This window comes from Bradyrhizobium sp. 25ACV (assembly GCF_054863005.1).
The window spans coordinates 194238-210559 of the sequence record NZ_JAVAYO010000009.1; the positions used below are offsets into that span (position 1 = coordinate 194238).

A 16322-nucleotide genomic window follows, 5' to 3' on the forward strand; every position below is an offset into this window, starting at 1 on the left:
GGAAGCCAATGCTGGGGCGCAGAGGCCAAACGCGACCGATGGGGTCTTATGACCGGACCCGCCGTCGCCGTTACGAAATGAACTGGCGACGGCTAAATCAAGCCCCGCAAGCGGGCGACGGCAAACAGCGCTAGATGGGGGGCATGGTTGAAGGTGCCGTCTCGGACGAGGACGTCCAACTCCTTTACACTGACATATTCCACTTCGACCTCGGGTTCCGGCATCCAACCCTTGGCAGGAACAACGCCAGAGGCAAAAAACCCCCACAATCGATTTCCCAGTCTACCGGAGTCGGGAAGAAAGGCACCGAGACTTGTTGCATCGAGAGCCTCAAGCCCGGTTTCCTCAAATAGTTCGCGAATCGCACAGCTCTGCGGGTCTTCTCCGGCGTCAAGCAGGCCGCCCGGAAACTCCAGAGTCCATTGCTCAACCGCGGGCCGAAACTGTCGAACCAGTGGCACCTGTCCATCGGACGAAATCGCGATTATCGATATGTAGTCGGCAAGGGCTAGGCCGTGAAAGTTTCCCACGAGCTCCCCCCGGGAATCATGCACGGTCCGCTCGACCAGCGTTATCCAGGGAGAAACCTGAGTTGTCGCGCGTCGCCGAATCCGCTGATCGACGTCCATCGAGGCGAAGGCATCTTTCATGGTCAGGCTAGAGACCCTTAAGTTGAAGTAATTTCTACGGATTTTGGCATCTGCGCATGACTGCATAGTTCCAGCTGCTCAGTTCGAAAGGCACTGATTTTTGTGCTCGCAAGCAACAGGAGAACCATCACATATCCCCAGTAGTGTGGAGCATAGGTTGCATTCACGGCAGCAAACGACGCGATCGCAATTAGCAGGACCCACCCCTGATCAGCGCCGGGCGAACGGCTCAGGCCATACTTCGCCAATCCCCAAATCATAAGAACCATGAAACCTATCAGCGCAAGAGTACCAATAACGCCCGTCTCTGCCCATTGGTTGAGCAGCATGTTGTGAGGCGTCGGGTATCCGCTGGTTCGATATCCACCGGTACCAGGGCCGAAACCAAACAATTTGACGAAAGCGGACTCCTGAGCCATCTCTACAATGGTTTCCTTCGTGAACTCGATACGATCCGTCACAACAAAGAAACGATCGGACATATCCCGGCTCGGATCCACGTCTGTAGAAAAAAACCTGAAGATTGCCGGTGGAAGCGCCTGATATTGGAAGCCAACAATGTAAGCGACCAGAGCCGACGGAAGAAAGGCCAGCGTCCTCATCCTAGATTTCGGCAAGAGCAGCAACATGCCGATCATTCCGATCTCGGCGATGCGCGCTGTGCGGCTGCCAGTTGCCATCATGATCCACGGCGCGAATTGCAAATACAGTTTTGCAGGCCAGGACGACCGTCCCTTGCCGTCCATCCAGATCAGAAGCAACGGAACAGAGATCACGAAAAATATGCCAAGCGAGACCGGCCCCGAGAACGTTGATTTGTACTTGTCGAAATAGGCCAGTCCGAAGATGGTGTCGTTGCCAACTGTAAAAGAAGACAACAGCAAGAGCGGCAGAGCAACAACGGCGATTGCGCCTTGCGCAAAGGCGCCCCATACAAAACCGTCGAGCAAAGAACGAAAGCGGGCTTCCGCCTGTAGAGGCTGACAAACGATTGCAGCCATCACATATCCAAACCCGCCAAACAGTATCAGGAATGTAACGCCAACTTTAATCTGCCAAATGTTGTGCAGATGAACATAATTCGTGACAGCGGAAAAAGCACACGTCGCAATATAGGCAATGTATAGAGCGAGAAACATCGGCACATGAGAGATTGGTATTCGCTGCAAAAAGACCGGTGGCAGGATCAAGAGCCACGCCAGCACCGCGAGATGGGTGTAATCCCGCAAGAATGGGAGCAACGGCAGTAGCGGAACCGACCCCACTGCTGCAGAGAGGCCGACCAACCAGGAGAGCTGACGATCCTGCCTCAACGCAACCAGCACCGGGATGAGCAGCGCCACCAGAACGCAAGCCCTGATCCAAAGTGGTACGAGATTGTCGCCGACATCATCTCGCCCTCCTTCGAGATAGTGCGAACGGACCGAGCACCACGCGAGCATGACGAGAAACAGAAACGCCGTAAGGATGAATTTTCCGAGATTGCTCTCAAAAATAGCTTGAGCTACCGAGCGCACCGTGCCCTGATCGGCCGCCGGGCTCAGCCCCTCGCCATTGTCAAGTGTGTGCGTCATCCGCCACCTTCAACCGTCTCTAGGTCCTACGCTATCGCCGCCGCTTGTAAGTTGGATTTCTGGAAGAGTCTTTGTCGAGAACTCATCCATTTCAAAAACACATAACAAGACCAAAGCACCTGGGAGAAATCTTGGCGACCCGATGCATGTTGATTGATCCAACCTTTGATGGTCTGCGGATCAAGTAGTGTCTGCATATTCGCGATTTCGGACAGTTCGTCGCGCATTCGTCCGGTCTTCATCCACTGTCTGATGGGCAGCAGAAAACCGCTTTTCCTCCGTCTCAAAATATCTGCCGGCAGTTCGTCACGGAAGGCCTCTCGGAGTACGTGCTTACGAGCCCCGCCTGAAATCAGGAAAGCTTCCGGGAGGCTCAACGCAAACGCCACAAGCTCCGAATCAAGAAAAGGCAGCCGCACCTCGAGGCCATGTTGCATGCTGGCAAGATCTACCTTTTTCAGCATGTCTGCAGGAAGGTTGAATTTAATGTCGGTCGTTAGAATATCGCGCAGCGTCGTGAGCCTAGCGTCGGCGATATCCTCCGGAACGCGACCAGCATCTGCTTGCAAAAAACCGAGTCCCTCGATCTGTTCGGGCGACGCGTAAGTACGCCACGACAGATATTCCTCCACCGCATTCGGTTTCAGATGGAACCAAAAAAACGCCGCTGCTCTCAGCAGCGGATTTCGAATCGCCACGGGATTTTCATGCTGAGGCAATGCCTGCAGGCCTGCCTTGACCCACGGCGGAATTCGGCCGCTCATACGCATCGAGGCGTAAGTGCCGTAGCCAGCAAACAGCTCATCGGCCCCATCGCCGCCAAGAATCACCTTCTCGTCGACCTGAGAGCAGAGGAACGCTGTCGGGATAAGTGACGCATCCGCAAAGGGTTCACCGAGCAGTGACAGCGTCCGGTCCGTGAAATCGGCCAATCGATTCTCGGTTACGTCGAGAACCCGATGATCAATCTGCGGATAGCGAGCCGCGAGGGATTTCGCATAAGGTGACTCGTCGAAGGCAGGGTCGTTCGGAAATGCCACCGAGTAGCAAGCAATTCGACTTCCCACTTCCTGCACCGAGAGAGCTGCGACGATGGAGGAATCGAGGCCGCCGCTCAAAAATGTCGCGACCGGAACATCGGATGCGGCGAGGCGATGTCGGACTGACGCCGTCAGGCGCTGCCGCAGTTCGACTTTCGCTTCGTCAAATGATCCCTGAAAGGTTTCTTGTTTCTCGAAGGAATTGACGCTGTAGAAACTTCCTTCTTGCATATACCAGCGCGCAGGATCGAACTGCAGCCAATGTCCTGGGCGAAGCTGCTTCATTCCCTTGAAGGGACCATACGGCGCTGGCAGATATGAGAAGCGAAAAAATAGGGCCAGATTCGAGAGATCAATCTCAAGCTCTCTCCCGGCGAGAGCCTCAATCGCCGGAACTTCTGAAGCGAAGAGAAACTGGCTGCCATCGTCGAAATAGACAAGCGGCTTTTCGCCGTAGCGGTCTCGAGCAAGCGTAAAGCGACGCGCCTTGCGATCCCAAACCGCAAAGGCAAACATGCCTTCGAGATATGGCAGGCAATCGATCCCGTCGAACGTGAAGGCTGCCAGCAGCACCTCGGTATCGGATTCGGTTTGGAAAGTCCAACCTCTACGTTGTAAAGTGCTCCGCAATTCGCGATAGTTGTAGATCTCGCCATTGAAGACGATACTCAACGGCCCCGCATGCATCGGCTGCGTGGAACGAGAATCAAGGTCGATGATGCTCAGGCGTCGATGCCCAAGGAAAAGACCGGACTCGAAATGGTGTCCCTTGGCATCAGGACCTCGGTGAGCGATCGCCTCAAGCGCAGCAGCCGCAACTTCTGGGTCCACCCTCCGCGCGTCCCGCCAAAGGCCGCCTGTTAGCCCGCACATCAGCGCGCCGCCAGCAATTGAGAATAAAGTGCATGATAGCGTTCGAGATTGGCCGCGATCGAATAGTGCTGCTGAACCCTCTCCCTGGCTCTGATCCCCATGCGACGCCGAAGATCGGCATCATCAATCAGTGTAGCGATCCGCGTCGCCATCGCCTCCGGGCTACGGTTAACCACAAAACCAGTCTCGCCGTCGATATGACATTCGGTGACGCCGGGAGCGTCAACAACAACACTGGGCAAGCCGAGTGCCATCGCTTCAAGAACTGCATTGCTCATGCCCTCGACCTCCGAGGCATGAACGAAGATATCACTGTTCACAATCCAGCAGTTGACATTTGGAACATGTCCTATGAACTGAACGCAACCAGTGATGCCGAGCCTTCGAGACTGCTGCATCAGGTTTTCCCTTTCGGGACCGTCACCCGCAATTATCAGTCTTACGTTCGCCCGTTCCTTTAAGACCACCGCAAGGGTATCCAACAAAAAAGCCTGAGCCTTATGCTTCAAAAGCCTCGCAGACGAAATGAGCGTCGTCACTTCGTCTGGCTTTCGCCGTTCACAGTGGGACGCTGCATCGACAAGTTTCTGCCAGTTGATGCCGTTTTCAATTGTGATAACGCGCCCGCCAGACTTTGCCAAGGGTTCGAGAGAGTGGGCGGTCGCGACTGAAACACCTGCCATGACGTCATATGGGCGATAAAGCACTTTGAAAATCGGATGCGATCCAGCTTCAGACTTGGTCCCCCGGTGAACATATACGAATCGGATTTTCGACAAAAAGCAAGCGGCAAGCCAACACGCCGCCGCAGCCTGAACGCCATGAACAACACAAACCCGATACCTGCCCGTCGCAAGTAGATAGAATAACCGAATCTGAAGAATGGGTAGCAGGACGACCAGCAGAAGCATTTCATTCCGAAGTGACGGGAAGATTGGCGCCTCGATCGGTAGGATTGTCTTCAAGCGCAACGACGAGATCGTCTCGAAGAGACGGTCACACGCGCGATTCCGATACAGGGAGAAAAAAGTATTGTCATAGAGTTTCGGATCCTCAGCCGAAAAAAACTGCGCGAGCTGCCGCTCGCCACCGTGAACTCCATAAGTACGTAGAATGTGCGCGACTGGAACGGACATAGTCCCTGTTCTCATAGAGAATACGCGGAGGTATTACATGAAAGGAGGCAAAAAACAAAGGGCCATCGGCAGCTGCTGGCGGCTGCAGGCAGGCAAGTCTGATCTCGCTCAGCTTCTATGGAAAGCTAGTTCTTCGAACAACGCGCGATACCGCGTACCACAAACTCGGATATCAAACCTTGCTTCCGCCACGGCCCGAACCGTCGATCTCATACCGGTTTGACCGGCGCGGTCCAAGAGCCAAGAAACACCACGCGCGAGTTCCACGACGTCTTCGACGGGGGCAAGATACCCATTGCGCCCATGTTCAACAGCTTCGGAAATACCCCCCACGGCGAATGCCGCAACCGGCGTTCCACAAGCGATGGCTTCTAGCACAACGTTGGGTAGATTGTCTTCAAGAAATGGCGCAATAAACACGTCCGCTGCCGAATAGGCCAGCGCTAGCTTCTCTTCGCTGTTGATCCTACCCAGCTGATAGACGCGCAAGCCGGCGAGCGGCGCGCCGGGCCCGATACTGTCATTGCCAAAGATTACGCACGCAACATCCCGAGGGGCCTCAGCGGCGAGATGCTCAATTGCCCGTTTCAGGAACCTGAAACCCTTTCGAGGGTCCTCAGTCGCGCCGAGCGCACCAAACATCAGCAGGCGCCCCTCTGTCGGTAGCCCAAGCTGCCGGCGTGCAGTTGCCTGCTCATGAGGACGAAAGAGACGTAGATCGATGCCGGTGGGAATGTGCTCAATACGGCGCCCAGCAAACAGACGGGACTTACCTGCGAGATCGGCAATCCAGCGGCTGGGCGCAGCGATCGTCAGATCGAGGTTTCGATATCCCCGCTCGCGTTGTTTAATGCCAAGCCGTGACAGGTCGTTGACCGACGTGCTCCCAAGCTGCGGGCACGTCCCGCAGCTCTGCTCGAACCCGATACAACTCCCCGGATAATGGCACCCTCCACTGAATGGCCAAATGTCAGAAAGCCGCCATACAATTGGTCTGTCGATGGTGGTAAGTTGACCAGGACGCAAAAATGCACCCGCGATCCAGTGCAGACATACGACGTCAGACTCGGCTAACAGCCGGCGGCTGATACGACCGTAACTCAATTGCATGGGGGAAAACGGCGTTGCCATCCGATGAGGGTACGATCGCAGCGCCGACGCGTTCAAAAAGGCAGCAACGTCGCTCGCAAAAAGCCCAAAACCTGGAAAATGCGCGGGTACAACAGAAGGATCGTGCCCGTGCTTGCGCCCGACATGATACGTCGAACGAAGCCCAAGCTCCTGCAACGTCTGGTGAAGCCGGAAAGCCGCTTTGTTTGCGCCGCCCTCGGTGTCGGACTGAGCGAGGTGGAGGACGGACGGGACGGCGCGGCTCACCGGCGCCTCGCGTTCGCGACGACCCCGTTGCTTCCATAGAAAACGTCGATATCGTCGAGCTCAGGGATTTGCTGAACCATGCGACGCACTTCGTCAAGCGTGCGGGGGACGTCGTAACGTGCCGACAGCGCGTCGAACGTATCAAGGATCGCCCATTCCAAACGTTGCTGAGGGGTCAAGCCGCTCCGCAGGTAGTTCCAGCAGGGAATGCGCAGAAATCCTAAAATCTTTGGCCCTAAAAATGGGATGCGGCGGATGCTAGTATCGAACGGCAGCCAAAGCGGCATATAAGCACGGATAAACGAGAGCAGCTTATGCGGTTGCATATCGACCGTCCAGCGCCGCCAGAAGTACTTGGGCTGGTTGAAGGGGTCCAGTCGGTTGTGTTTCAAATAGTAATCAATGCTAATGCGCCCGCCAGGCCTCAGTTTGGTTATAAGCGACCGGAAAGCCTTGTCAGGATCGGGCGTGTGCTGCAGAACTCCATAACAGAACACGAAGTCGAATCGATCGTCGGCACAGGGGATATCGTAGATGTCCGCTTGGAAGAAAGTAACCTCGCCGCCCCCCCTGTTGTTTTGACAATTTGCTACGACGGCTTCACTTAGATCAAATGTCGCCACCTTGGCGCCTGCATCGAGCATTACTTCCGTGAAGCGTCCCGCACCGGAACCCGCTTCAAGAATATGCCTACCGTAAATATCCTTCGGCTTCCACTTCGTTCCCTCCCAGAACCGCTGGAATGAGAGCTTGCGCCCGGATTTGCTGTCGAGCTGTGTAGAGCGGAACGTATTCCATTGGAGACTGAACGTGTCGGCGTAGCTGGCCCCAGACACGAATCTCGGAATGCCATCAACGATCAACGCGTCAGTGTTTCCCATTCGATCGACGAGCCTACCACTCACGACATCGCCGTCTACCGCCACATTGACCTCGATTTCGAAGCGATGGCCAAACAGAGACTGTAGGTCAGAGAGCTGGACCAAAGTGAATCCCTAACGGTTCTTGCAGATGCAAAGGCTTTTTAAGGCAATAACGGGCCCTTCACCGGCGCGCCGTTGCAACAATCGACTGAGGTTTCTGTAGCCGACTGAGGAATTTGGACAAGAAGTATCTTGCCAGTGATACGTGTCGCGGACCCGCAGCAATGAAATTTCGCGTTTGGACATTCACGTCGCGAAAACCGCGCGAGGCGAGAGCGTCACGGAGCGTTGCCGCAGTCCAACTGCGCATGTGCTGCCAACGATGAAACGTCACATTTGCAACAGGACAATAGACTACGTTGTCCTCGAGCCGCTCCTCATTGGGGGTTGTCACGACTAAGAGCCCACCTTGGTTCAGAAGACGTCGCGCCTGGGTCAAAGTTACTTCAAGCCAATGATCGTCAAGATGCTCCACGACTTCGAGAAGAAACACAACATCGAACTTCTCGTCTTTCTGGAGAAGCCCGCTGACTGTATCGAAACCCATAAAGTTCTTGCGGCCCTGAACGTTGACAGCTGAACCGATCGTTTCCAAGGCGATATCTGCGCCCTTCACGACGAATCCAGCATCAAGAAGATGGGGCAAAAGATGACCGGGCCCACATCCGTAATCGAGGACGCCTGCCCCTTCTGGAATCAGATGGCGTACGAATTCAACTACATCGCGACCTTTCTGGTGACTAAAATAAAGTTCTGGAAATTGGGAATAATAAGCCCAAAAGCGCGATAGCGTTTCGTCATCCCACTTCAACGTTGTCGGCTGCGGAAGCGCTGTCATGTTGGACCAAGTTCCTTGAATCGGACATCACCTGACCACGCCCGCTGCGGAGACAGGTAGTCTATAGCGGTGGGATCAGTCGCCCAAGTTGCAAAATCGTCAAGGTCACCATTTCCGGTAATCTCGCTGTCTGTCCTAACTGTCGGCACCAAGTTCTGAAATAGCGGATCTGAAACGTCAGCGCCGATCACGGTTCTAAAGCTCTTGTAGATCCAGGGACGCCGCACAAACAGCGCGTGCGCGTGCACCCGCGCCCGACGAACCTGCTCTGCTCCGAGGCGCGCCTGGTCCTGTAAACGCGCCAAGACCCTCAAATAGCTTTCGCGCGTCTCGCAATCGCAAGTAAAGCCGAAACCAGAATAGCGGCCTGTGCCCGCAGTTACGACCGGCACGCCGAAGCACGGCAATTCGTAGCCAATGCTTCCTCGGACTGTGATGCCAGCATCTGCGATCCGGAACAGTGACAGCGTACTGATCCGTGTGCCCGGCAGCAATATCTTAACATGCTGAGGTAGCTCACCGATGTGATCGCGGATCAGACGCAGTTCGCCAAACTCATCGGTTGCCCCCGAGATCTTCCGTTTCCAAATGTTGGCGGGATGCAGTTTTACCAACCAGTTCAGCTTGGGATTGGCCGCCGCCGCTTTGACGGTCTCGACGAACCATTCCCCGTAGTTCTCAAATATGTCTTTCCCATAGAATAGATTGGCATCCCAAAGCACATGCGAAAATACCACCGCAATGGGCTTGGCAGGGTCGAGGACGAGAGTGTTACGAATTTCTTCCGCAGACATATCGACAGTGCCGGGCTGATTACGCGTCTGCACTTTCCAGACACCGCCATAGCGCTTCTCAAATTCCTGATCGAGCTGCCTCTCCTCACGCTCCCCCCATGGGGAACTCATGAGAAGATCGAGCATTCTGGCAGTGATCGAATTGGGATGGATTCGCCGCGTCTCGCGGGTGAGCTTTTTCTGCACCAACCCGTCTTCCCGCGAAGGTTGAGTAAAATGAATCGTCGGGATACCTCGCGCAATCGCTACGTCGACGAACGGGCCAAGTACGTGATAATTGGGCTCGTTGACAAGGATAAGCGCCGGTTTCGCGATCGCGAGATACTGCTCTGCAGCGTGAACAAAGCCAACCGATTGCGCGAGCTGCTCAAGTATTGCCTGTCGGATTTCCGGCTTCCGCGGATCTGGCGCGCCATCGAAATGTCGCCGCGATACTGAGGACAGCAATTGCGGGCCGATCCAGGAATCACGGTAACTCCATTCGAGGACTGACTGAAACTCCATAGGCTCTGCGGCACGACGCGCGACTTCGGACTCGACAAAATTCCTAGCGCTTTGACTAGCCGTCAGACGCTCGAACGCGATGAAGTCATCGATTCCATACGCTCGAAAAATACGTCTCGCGTGAGTGTAAATGTTGGACGTTAGGATCCTGGCCCGCCATCCTTTTCGGCGTAACGCCAGGATTTGCATACATTCGAGCTTGGCCGCATACGTATTGTTGCTCATGCTGAGCACGAAGACCAATGGCGCATCGGACGTCGCTGGAGGCAACTGCCTTGCGAAGGCAGCTGCTTCGTGAGTACGGCGCTCATCCTCCCGCAAGCGCCGATAGACATTAGGCGTCCTGGTCAATACGATCAGATCGGCGATCGGGCCCGCCAGCTTCGTCTGCCTTAGCCGCTCACTCAGAAAGCGCATCAAATATATCCTGTCCGAAGAAGATGATCGGCCAGGCGGAGGTCATCAGGCGTATCGATATCGATAGATGCGGCCTCGTCCATTTCGAAGCCAATGGTTGGATTGCCGTAAAGCACGCCCGAATCCAGCACTTCGCTTCGCACGACAAGGATCGCTGGCCCGTTGCGGCCAAAAAGAACTTCCTTGTCCTGACGGCGAGTTTTGCCGACGTCGCCTCCAAAATAGGGAACGAGCCCACCGTTCTCTTCTCGCATCTGAGCCTCAGGGACGAAGCGATGTGGTACGCGCACGATGCTTACCAGCGTCGCCGCGTCGGACGCACGGAACTTTCCGACCGCTTCGCGGACGTGGTGTGGTCGACGAAACGGTGAGGTCGGCTGTAGTAGGATCAGCGCATCGACAGCAGTTCCGGCACCGCGCAGTTCCGCGAGACAATGCCGCATGACGCCGAGCATGGGAGCTGCGTCGTCTGACAACTCCCCGGGTCGGCGGAATGGGACGTCGAGCCCGAGCGCGAGGCCAGCCTGTGCAATCTCATCGTCGTCGGTGGAAAGAATTGATCGATCGACGACACCAGATTTCAGAGCAGATTCGGCGGTCCAATCGAGCAGCGTCCGACCACCACAAAGAGCAAGATTCTTACGCAGAATGCTTTTCGAGCCGCCGCGAGCCGGAATGAGGGCCACCAATGTCATCGTCAGTTCACCGTGCGCCGATCATGCATCAGTAGGTTATGCACTTTTGGACACTTACCGTCTCACGTGCCAAGACATCTGCAATCTGCTTCCCTGCCGTGCCGTTACCATAGAGCGGATTCATAGGATAGCGGCCATGCTCCACCTGAGATGCGATTGCGCGCGCGATGTCCTTTCTCTCATAGGACACTTCAATGACGTTATCGCCTCGATCCCGCATATTTTGCCGCGTGCCGACATTTACGACCGGTGTACCGATATAAGCGCCTTCGCGAATGCCACTACTGGAATTACCGACAAGGCACGCAGTCGACCGCATCAAGTTGACGTAGACTTCGATTGGAAGATTCTTGAAGAAGTGCATCCTGTCGTCGAGTTTTCGCTCGCGCCATTTGCGAATGCCACGAGAGATGTCATCCGCGCCCGCATCGGCATTCGGCCACAGCACAATAGCCGCCAATCCCAGCTCACGCACCGCTTCAAGCGTCGCGGTGATCTGAGCTTCCCCACTACCGTATTCAGTGGTGACAGGATGCTGCGATACCAGGATGAACGGCTCCTCAACCGAAAAACGCTCTCCGACCCCGATATCGAACAGTTGGTCGCTAATCTTGCCTGTAGACTCGTCGAGAATTTCCGCTACCAAATCGATGCGCGGACAACCAACCATATGAACGTGCCGAGGCAATTCACCAAGCCTAATGATGCGATCACGTGCACCAGGGCTAGCCGGAAAGTGAATGTGCGCGAATTTCGTGACGGCGTGCCGGATGCTCTCGTCGATGGTGCCGCTGACCTCACCCCCCATCGTGTGAGCCACTGGAATATTCATGTAAGCTGCGGCCAGTGTTGTCGCCATTGTCTCGAAACGGTCGCCCACAGTGAGCACGACATCCGGTGCCAGTTGTTCGAAGAGTGTCGGAAGTTCGAGCAATCCAAGTCCGGTCGACTTTGCCATTGTCGAAGGGCTTTCGCCTTCGATCAACATCGTTACCCGTGCATGGGGCTTGAATCCGTCTTTTTCGATCAGCTTGATAACCGAGCCATAGCGGTCGAGCACTGCCGATGCAGCCACTATCAACTGCAACTCGAGCGCAGGATGCTGTTGGATAGCGCGCATCGCTGACTTAATCGAGCTGTAGTTGGCGCGGGACCCAACTACCACGCAGATCTTCTTTCTAGTCACGCGAGATCCTCTTGGGCGAACTTGTGATCGCGGGGCAATGATTTGATCACCCTTCGACCGATTAAATCCTGATAGTGCGCAGCTGGAATTCCATCGCCCGGCTTTTTGAAGGCGAGATGATGCCTTGCGATCTCTGTCCCTGCCGGCAACTCAATAGCAGCAACGACGCTCTTTTCGAAAATCAGCTTCATGTCGGACAACAACGATAGATCGTCCTTGTCGACGGGGCTCGCGACCACGCGACCCAGCTCCTTCAATTCCTTGCACAGCTGCTTGAATTCTTCGGGCTCCATGCTGTGCTTGGCGTCACTGCCGTACATCAGCCGGGAAAAGGCAAAATGCTTTTCAATGATGCTCGCGCCAAGCGCAACAGCGCCGATCGGCGCAGCAAAGCCCATCGTGTGATCTGAATAACCAACAGGCAAGCCATAACGCTCGCGCATCAGCAACATCACATTGAGGCCCACCCGCTCCGGCGGGCACGGATATGCGGACGTGCACTGCAGAAGAGTCAATGGTCCGCCATCTCTAAGTGACGCGACGGCTGCGTCGAGTTCGCTCCAGCTGCTCATTCCGGACGACATGATAACCGGCTTCTTCGTCAGGGAAAGGTACTCAAGCAAGGGAATGTTGCTGACTTCCCCCGACGGCACCTTGTAGGCGGTAACTCCGACATCTTCCAGCAGATCGACCGCCTCTTGCGAAAACGGTGATGAAAGAAAATCGACGTTCGCGGCCATGGCGACGGCCGCGAGGTCGCGCCATTGGTCCTTCGAGAAGCCGGTGCGCTTAAAATAAACTGACCGCGACTCGGCGGAGAAGTACGACGGTGACGGCGCATTCACGAGCGTCTCCGCTTCAGCGATATGTGTCTGGAATTTTACCGCGTCACAGCCGCATGCTGCCGCTGCCTCGATCAGACGACACGCATTGCCGAATGATCCGTCGTGAACGGATCCAATCTCGGCAATGATATATGGACTAGCGCGGCTCACAACTTAGGCTCCGAATTCAGGGGATTTATTGACATATCGGACTGCCCGGCTCCAATCAAGCTCCAGGAATACATCCGGCCACCCCCCTGACGGGCCCGTTATTGCCTTTGGGGCCGGGCAACTAGCGCGCCAATATCCGGTAAGAGAGCCCATAGAGCTTGGTGGCTGCTGCATACATCCCGCTAGCCCATAGCGTTCTGACAACAGCAGGTTGATGAAGGCCGAATTCCGTTCGCCACACCCTACGGAACTTCGAGCGGCGCGCCTCATCGAGGACCAAAACTCCAAGTGAGGATGCCTCAAGCGAACGCGCGGCCTGCGCCTTCGTGGCGATAGAAAGTTCCCGCTCCCGCAGCTGTCTCCAGCGCGGTCCGGGAGCGGGGATCGCTGTTTCATAGAAGATGTCGCTGCCACCACCCAACTCTTGAAGATAGCGGCGTTCTTGGCATCCGACGATCAAGTTGTGAAGCGCGACGACGCGGACGGACTCGGAAGTGGCCGCCGCCAGCATCGAGATAGCTGGCCATCCTTTCGGACCATCGGCGAGCAATGCAAGCTTGCGGCCGGCTTGTGCAGAAGCATGCCGTCCGAATTCCTCGTATGCACTTCCTTTGACGAGTTCGATCGGCCACTTCGCAAGCCTCTCTCTACATAAGGCGGCTCGCTCAGGCTCTAACTCAAGATCGATTGAAACAATCTTCTGACCACCGCGACTAGCCCAATCACCAAGGATTTCAGTTGAGTATCCATCCTGTCTTCCGGATTCAATGACACACTCGATATCATTCGCGATACAAGTCGCAATGAAGAATGCCATTTCGCAAGGAAATATGGCTCCCTCGACCCATCGCTCGACATGTCCGTTGAGCACGACGTCGGCGGCGACTTCGGCTGCGCTTTGAAGCCTTAATGCGCGATTAGTTGCCATTCTCTACTCCTCGAACTCTTCCCCAAATGCCATTAGCTCGTCGGTGTGAAGCCACGCATCAGCCCCAGGGTCGAAAGCAACTCACCGATGCGCCGGCGTTCGAAAATCACAACAGCCACAGCCAACACCAGAAACGCCGCCGAACGCGTTGTGAAGGAAGGGACGTATAACACGTCGATTAGCGACGTCGCCACGATCAGAAGGCATCCCCCAAAGGCCCAACCGTCTTGGAAACCATGAAGTTTCCCAAATTGCCTGGCCTTCCAGCGGATGTAAAACCTGAAAATTAGCGCCTCAAAAATCAAGAGCGCGACGGTACCGCTCAATCCTAACGAGAGGCCGATGCCTCCGACCTGTCCGACGACAAACGGAAACGAGGCTAGAACAATCAGCGCGATTGCGGCTCGAAAACGACTGGCGTCCGCTCCCGCACCATGGACGTAGATCATCGCATTCTGCGGTCGCCCGGACAGCGATATCAGCATCAACACGGCGAACCAGGGTACTATCGACGCAGCAGGCGTTAGACGATCGTTCGTTAAAATGAACAGCAGTTCTCGGCCGAAGCACACAAATCCTATGCCCATTACGGTAATTAGGATATGAACGGGTGTCCATGCGAGGTTGGTTGTTCGGAAGCCTGACGCCAAGTCACGGGCTTCCGCCAAGGACGTCGACCATATGTTGTGAGCAACTGCGCTCGTCGCACTGAGAAGCATGCCATAATAAAGCCGAGCGTGACTGTAGTATCCGACTGAAGCGATTGTTAGGTTCGCGGCAATTACGGCGTTTTCCCCGATTGCGCGGGCACCATCGGTGACACCGGCAAACGCCGCATATGGCGCGTGGTGACGTACGACCGAAAGCCATCGCATGCTCGGCCGTGCCCAAGGCATTGCTCCCAATGCTGCCAGCGAAACCACCACTGATGCAAGCTGGCCAACGAGAGTTCCGGCGAATAAGGACGCCGTACCGATTTCTAGACCGAAAAGACAAATCAACGTTCCAAGAAAGTTACCTATCGCCTGCACTGCGATCTGAGCGGCAATCGCATTGCCGCGGCCACTCACAGAGAAGATTGCTGTCGAGAGCATGGACGCCGAGCGCAGGGGAATGATCGCCGCGGCTAAGATATCGATCGTCCATGAGAAGGGTTGCCCATCAGCGTCAAGCACGCGGCCGGCAACCGGTACCCAAGACAACGCGAAGAGAACGGCCAGTGCCACGCTTACGGTAAGCGTAACCACAAAGAAGCTTGCAATCATGCGTCTGCGCTCGCCCTCCGATTCCGCAGCAAAATGCACAGGAAGCGCCAGCGTGCCGCCGCAGTCGCTCAGGGCGTTGGCGAAGGCAACGATCGACATCACCAGCGCAAGGTAACCGAAGTCGGCCGCAGTCAAGCGAAGGGTCGTGAGGGGCAAGAGAGCAATGGCTAACAGCATCTGCAGGCCGGTTGCGCCGAGGAACAGCAGCATCCGGCCCGCCAGCCGGCCGCGGACAACTGCCAAAAAACTCACGACACCGAATCTGGGTTAGTTTGAGCTATACTGGTGCAAACGAAAGAGAACTGCATGCCGGTCCCGACAAACGGCTCGAAGTGGAATTGCGGATGGGCCTCGCAAAACTCGCGCCAAGCCTTGCGCTCGCCCCTGTCAGGGTCACCGCAAAAGCAGTTCCAATCATCAAAGACGATAATCGTGCCGAGTTGAAGAAACTCGGCAATCCACGAAAGAACAGGAACCGTTGAGACGTAGAGATCGCAATCGATGTAGACTACCGCAGCTTTCTTCGGCAGCAATTCTTGCGCAAGTTTGGGCGTCAATGATTCGGAATAGAAGCCCTTCACCGTACGTAGCCGGTCGGCAGGAATTCCATGGCGACGACAAACCGTAACAAACGTCTCCTCTTCAGTCCTTAACTTTCCCTTCTGCCAAACTTCTTGCCGATCGATCTCCGCAATTTCGGGAAGGCCTTCGAAGGAATCGAATGCGACGTAGTGCCAGTCGAACAAATGATGAAAGCAGTCATAAGCCTTTCTCATGGTATTGGCTCCGTGACAGCCAAACTCCATATAGTAGCCTTCGATTGGTCGATTTACATTCGCGAACCTTGCGATACAAAGAAACAGATATTCCCACTCATTCGCGGCGTGAGCAGAGTAGACACTTTGAATCCATCGAGCTCGCCTCGAGAACAAAGGCCCTTGCAGAACACCGAACGTTCTTCTTGCCAGAGATTTCACGCTGTCCGGCGCGTCTTTATAGTAGGGCAGGAGCGCCTTCCGGAGTCGATCTTGCCAATTCACCGGTCCCATCGAACCACCTTTCGAACGATTGCTGCCGCGGAATCAAGAGCGAGAGTGGAATTCCGCTTTTCCTCAAGGGCTTGCATG

The 16322-nt window shown here is 55.5% G+C and carries 14 protein-coding genes; all 14 read right to left on the bottom strand.

The features are described 5' to 3' along the window. Positions 1 to 92 precede the first annotated feature (92 nt). Positions 93 to 650, bottom strand: a complete 558-nt coding sequence (locus RAD04_RS22080) for an NUDIX hydrolase (protein ID WP_461625440.1) — start codon at positions 648 to 650, stop codon at positions 93 to 95. Between the two features lie 17 nt (positions 651 to 667). Next, positions 668 to 2224, bottom strand: coding sequence for an O-antigen ligase family protein (locus RAD04_RS22085; protein WP_461625441.1), 1557 nt, complete (start codon positions 2222 to 2224; stop codon positions 668 to 670). Positions 2225 to 2250: 26 nt separating this feature from the next. After that, positions 2251 to 4137, bottom strand: a complete 1887-nt coding sequence (gene asnB, locus RAD04_RS22090; RefSeq protein WP_461625442.1) for an asparagine synthase (glutamine-hydrolyzing) — start codon at positions 4135 to 4137, stop codon at positions 2251 to 2253. After that, positions 4137 to 5273 carry a glycosyltransferase gene (locus RAD04_RS22095; RefSeq protein WP_461625443.1) on the bottom strand — a complete coding sequence of 379 codons (1137 nt, stop codon included), beginning with the start codon at positions 5271 to 5273 and terminating at the stop codon, positions 4137 to 4139. The genes asnB and RAD04_RS22095 overlap by 1 nt, the downstream gene beginning before the upstream one ends. Before the next feature lie 108 nt (positions 5274 to 5381). After that, positions 5382 to 6650 (bottom strand): glycosyltransferase, encoded by a 1269-nt coding sequence (locus tag RAD04_RS22100; protein ID WP_461625444.1) that lies wholly within the window; start codon positions 6648 to 6650, stop codon positions 5382 to 5384. Next, positions 6647 to 7636: a class I SAM-dependent methyltransferase gene (locus RAD04_RS22105; RefSeq protein ID WP_461625445.1), complete on the bottom strand. Its 990-nt coding sequence runs from the start codon at positions 7634 to 7636 to the stop codon at positions 6647 to 6649. The genes RAD04_RS22100 and RAD04_RS22105 overlap by 4 nt, the downstream gene beginning before the upstream one ends. A 58-nt stretch (positions 7637 to 7694) precedes the next feature. After that, positions 7695 to 8411 carry a class I SAM-dependent methyltransferase gene (locus tag RAD04_RS22110; RefSeq protein ID WP_461625446.1) on the bottom strand — a complete coding sequence of 239 codons (717 nt, stop codon included), beginning with the start codon at positions 8409 to 8411 and terminating at the stop codon, positions 7695 to 7697. Then, complete coding sequence (locus tag RAD04_RS22115; protein ID WP_461625447.1) at positions 8408 to 10126, bottom strand: hypothetical protein; 1719 nt, start codon at positions 10124 to 10126, stop codon at positions 8408 to 8410. Before RAD04_RS22115 ends, RAD04_RS22110 begins: the two co-directional genes overlap by 4 nt. Next, positions 10126 to 10821, bottom strand: coding sequence for an acylneuraminate cytidylyltransferase family protein (locus tag RAD04_RS22120; protein WP_461625448.1), 696 nt, complete (start codon positions 10819 to 10821; stop codon positions 10126 to 10128). Before RAD04_RS22120 ends, RAD04_RS22115 begins: the two co-directional genes overlap by 1 nt. A 28-nt stretch (positions 10822 to 10849) precedes the next feature. Next, on the bottom strand, positions 10850 to 12007 hold the full coding sequence (gene neuC / locus RAD04_RS22125; RefSeq protein WP_461625449.1) for a UDP-N-acetylglucosamine 2-epimerase: 1158 nt from the start codon (positions 12005 to 12007) through the stop codon (positions 10850 to 10852). Further along, on the bottom strand, positions 12004 to 13002 hold the full coding sequence (locus RAD04_RS22130) for an N-acetylneuraminate synthase family protein (protein ID WP_461625450.1): 999 nt from the start codon (positions 13000 to 13002) through the stop codon (positions 12004 to 12006). The genes neuC and RAD04_RS22130 overlap by 4 nt, the downstream gene beginning before the upstream one ends. 121 nt (positions 13003 to 13123) lie before the next feature. After that, the gene (locus tag RAD04_RS22135) at positions 13124 to 13930 is read right to left on the bottom strand and encodes a hypothetical protein (RefSeq protein ID WP_461625451.1); all 807 of its coding nucleotides are present in this window, start codon (positions 13928 to 13930) and stop codon (positions 13124 to 13126) included. A gap of 32 nt (positions 13931 to 13962) precedes the next feature. Next, a complete protein-coding gene (locus RAD04_RS22140) occupies positions 13963 to 15405 on the bottom strand; it encodes an oligosaccharide flippase family protein (RefSeq protein WP_461625452.1) in 1443 nt (480 codons plus the stop codon). 38 nt (positions 15406 to 15443) lie between these two features. Further along, complete coding sequence (locus RAD04_RS22145; protein WP_461625453.1) at positions 15444 to 16244, bottom strand: TylF/MycF/NovP-related O-methyltransferase; 801 nt, start codon at positions 16242 to 16244, stop codon at positions 15444 to 15446. Positions 16245 to 16322 lie beyond the last annotated feature (78 nt).

What these genes read in the sequence shown, in the direction of transcription:
- RAD04_RS22080 (WP_461625440.1), bottom strand. Translation starts at nt 650, where the DNA reads ATGAAAGATGCCTTCGCCTCGATGGACGTCGATCAGCGGATTCGGCGA.
- RAD04_RS22085 (WP_461625441.1), bottom strand. Translation starts at nt 2,224, where the DNA reads ATGACGCACACACTTGACAATGGCGAGGGGCTGAGCCCGGCGGCCGAT.
- asnB (WP_461625442.1), bottom strand. Translation starts at nt 4,137, where the DNA reads ATGTGCGGGCTAACAGGCGGCCTTTGGCGGGACGCGCGGAGGGTGGAC.
- RAD04_RS22095 (WP_461625443.1), bottom strand. Translation starts at nt 5,273, where the DNA reads ATGTCCGTTCCAGTCGCGCACATTCTACGTACTTATGGAGTTCACGGT.
- RAD04_RS22110 (WP_461625446.1), bottom strand. Translation starts at nt 8,411, where the DNA reads ATGACAGCGCTTCCGCAGCCGACAACGTTGAAGTGGGATGACGAAACG.
- RAD04_RS22115 (WP_461625447.1), bottom strand. Translation starts at nt 10,126, where the DNA reads ATGCGCTTTCTGAGTGAGCGGCTAAGGCAGACGAAGCTGGCGGGCCCG.
- RAD04_RS22120 (WP_461625448.1), bottom strand. Translation starts at nt 10,821, where the DNA reads ATGACATTGGTGGCCCTCATTCCGGCTCGCGGCGGCTCGAAAAGCATT.
- RAD04_RS22135 (WP_461625451.1), bottom strand. Translation starts at nt 13,930, where the DNA reads ATGGCAACTAATCGCGCATTAAGGCTTCAAAGCGCAGCCGAAGTCGCC.
- RAD04_RS22140 (WP_461625452.1), bottom strand. Translation starts at nt 15,405, where the DNA reads ATGCTGCTGTTCCTCGGCGCAACCGGCCTGCAGATGCTGTTAGCCATT.
- RAD04_RS22145 (WP_461625453.1), bottom strand. Translation starts at nt 16,244, where the DNA reads ATGGGACCGGTGAATTGGCAAGATCGACTCCGGAAGGCGCTCCTGCCC.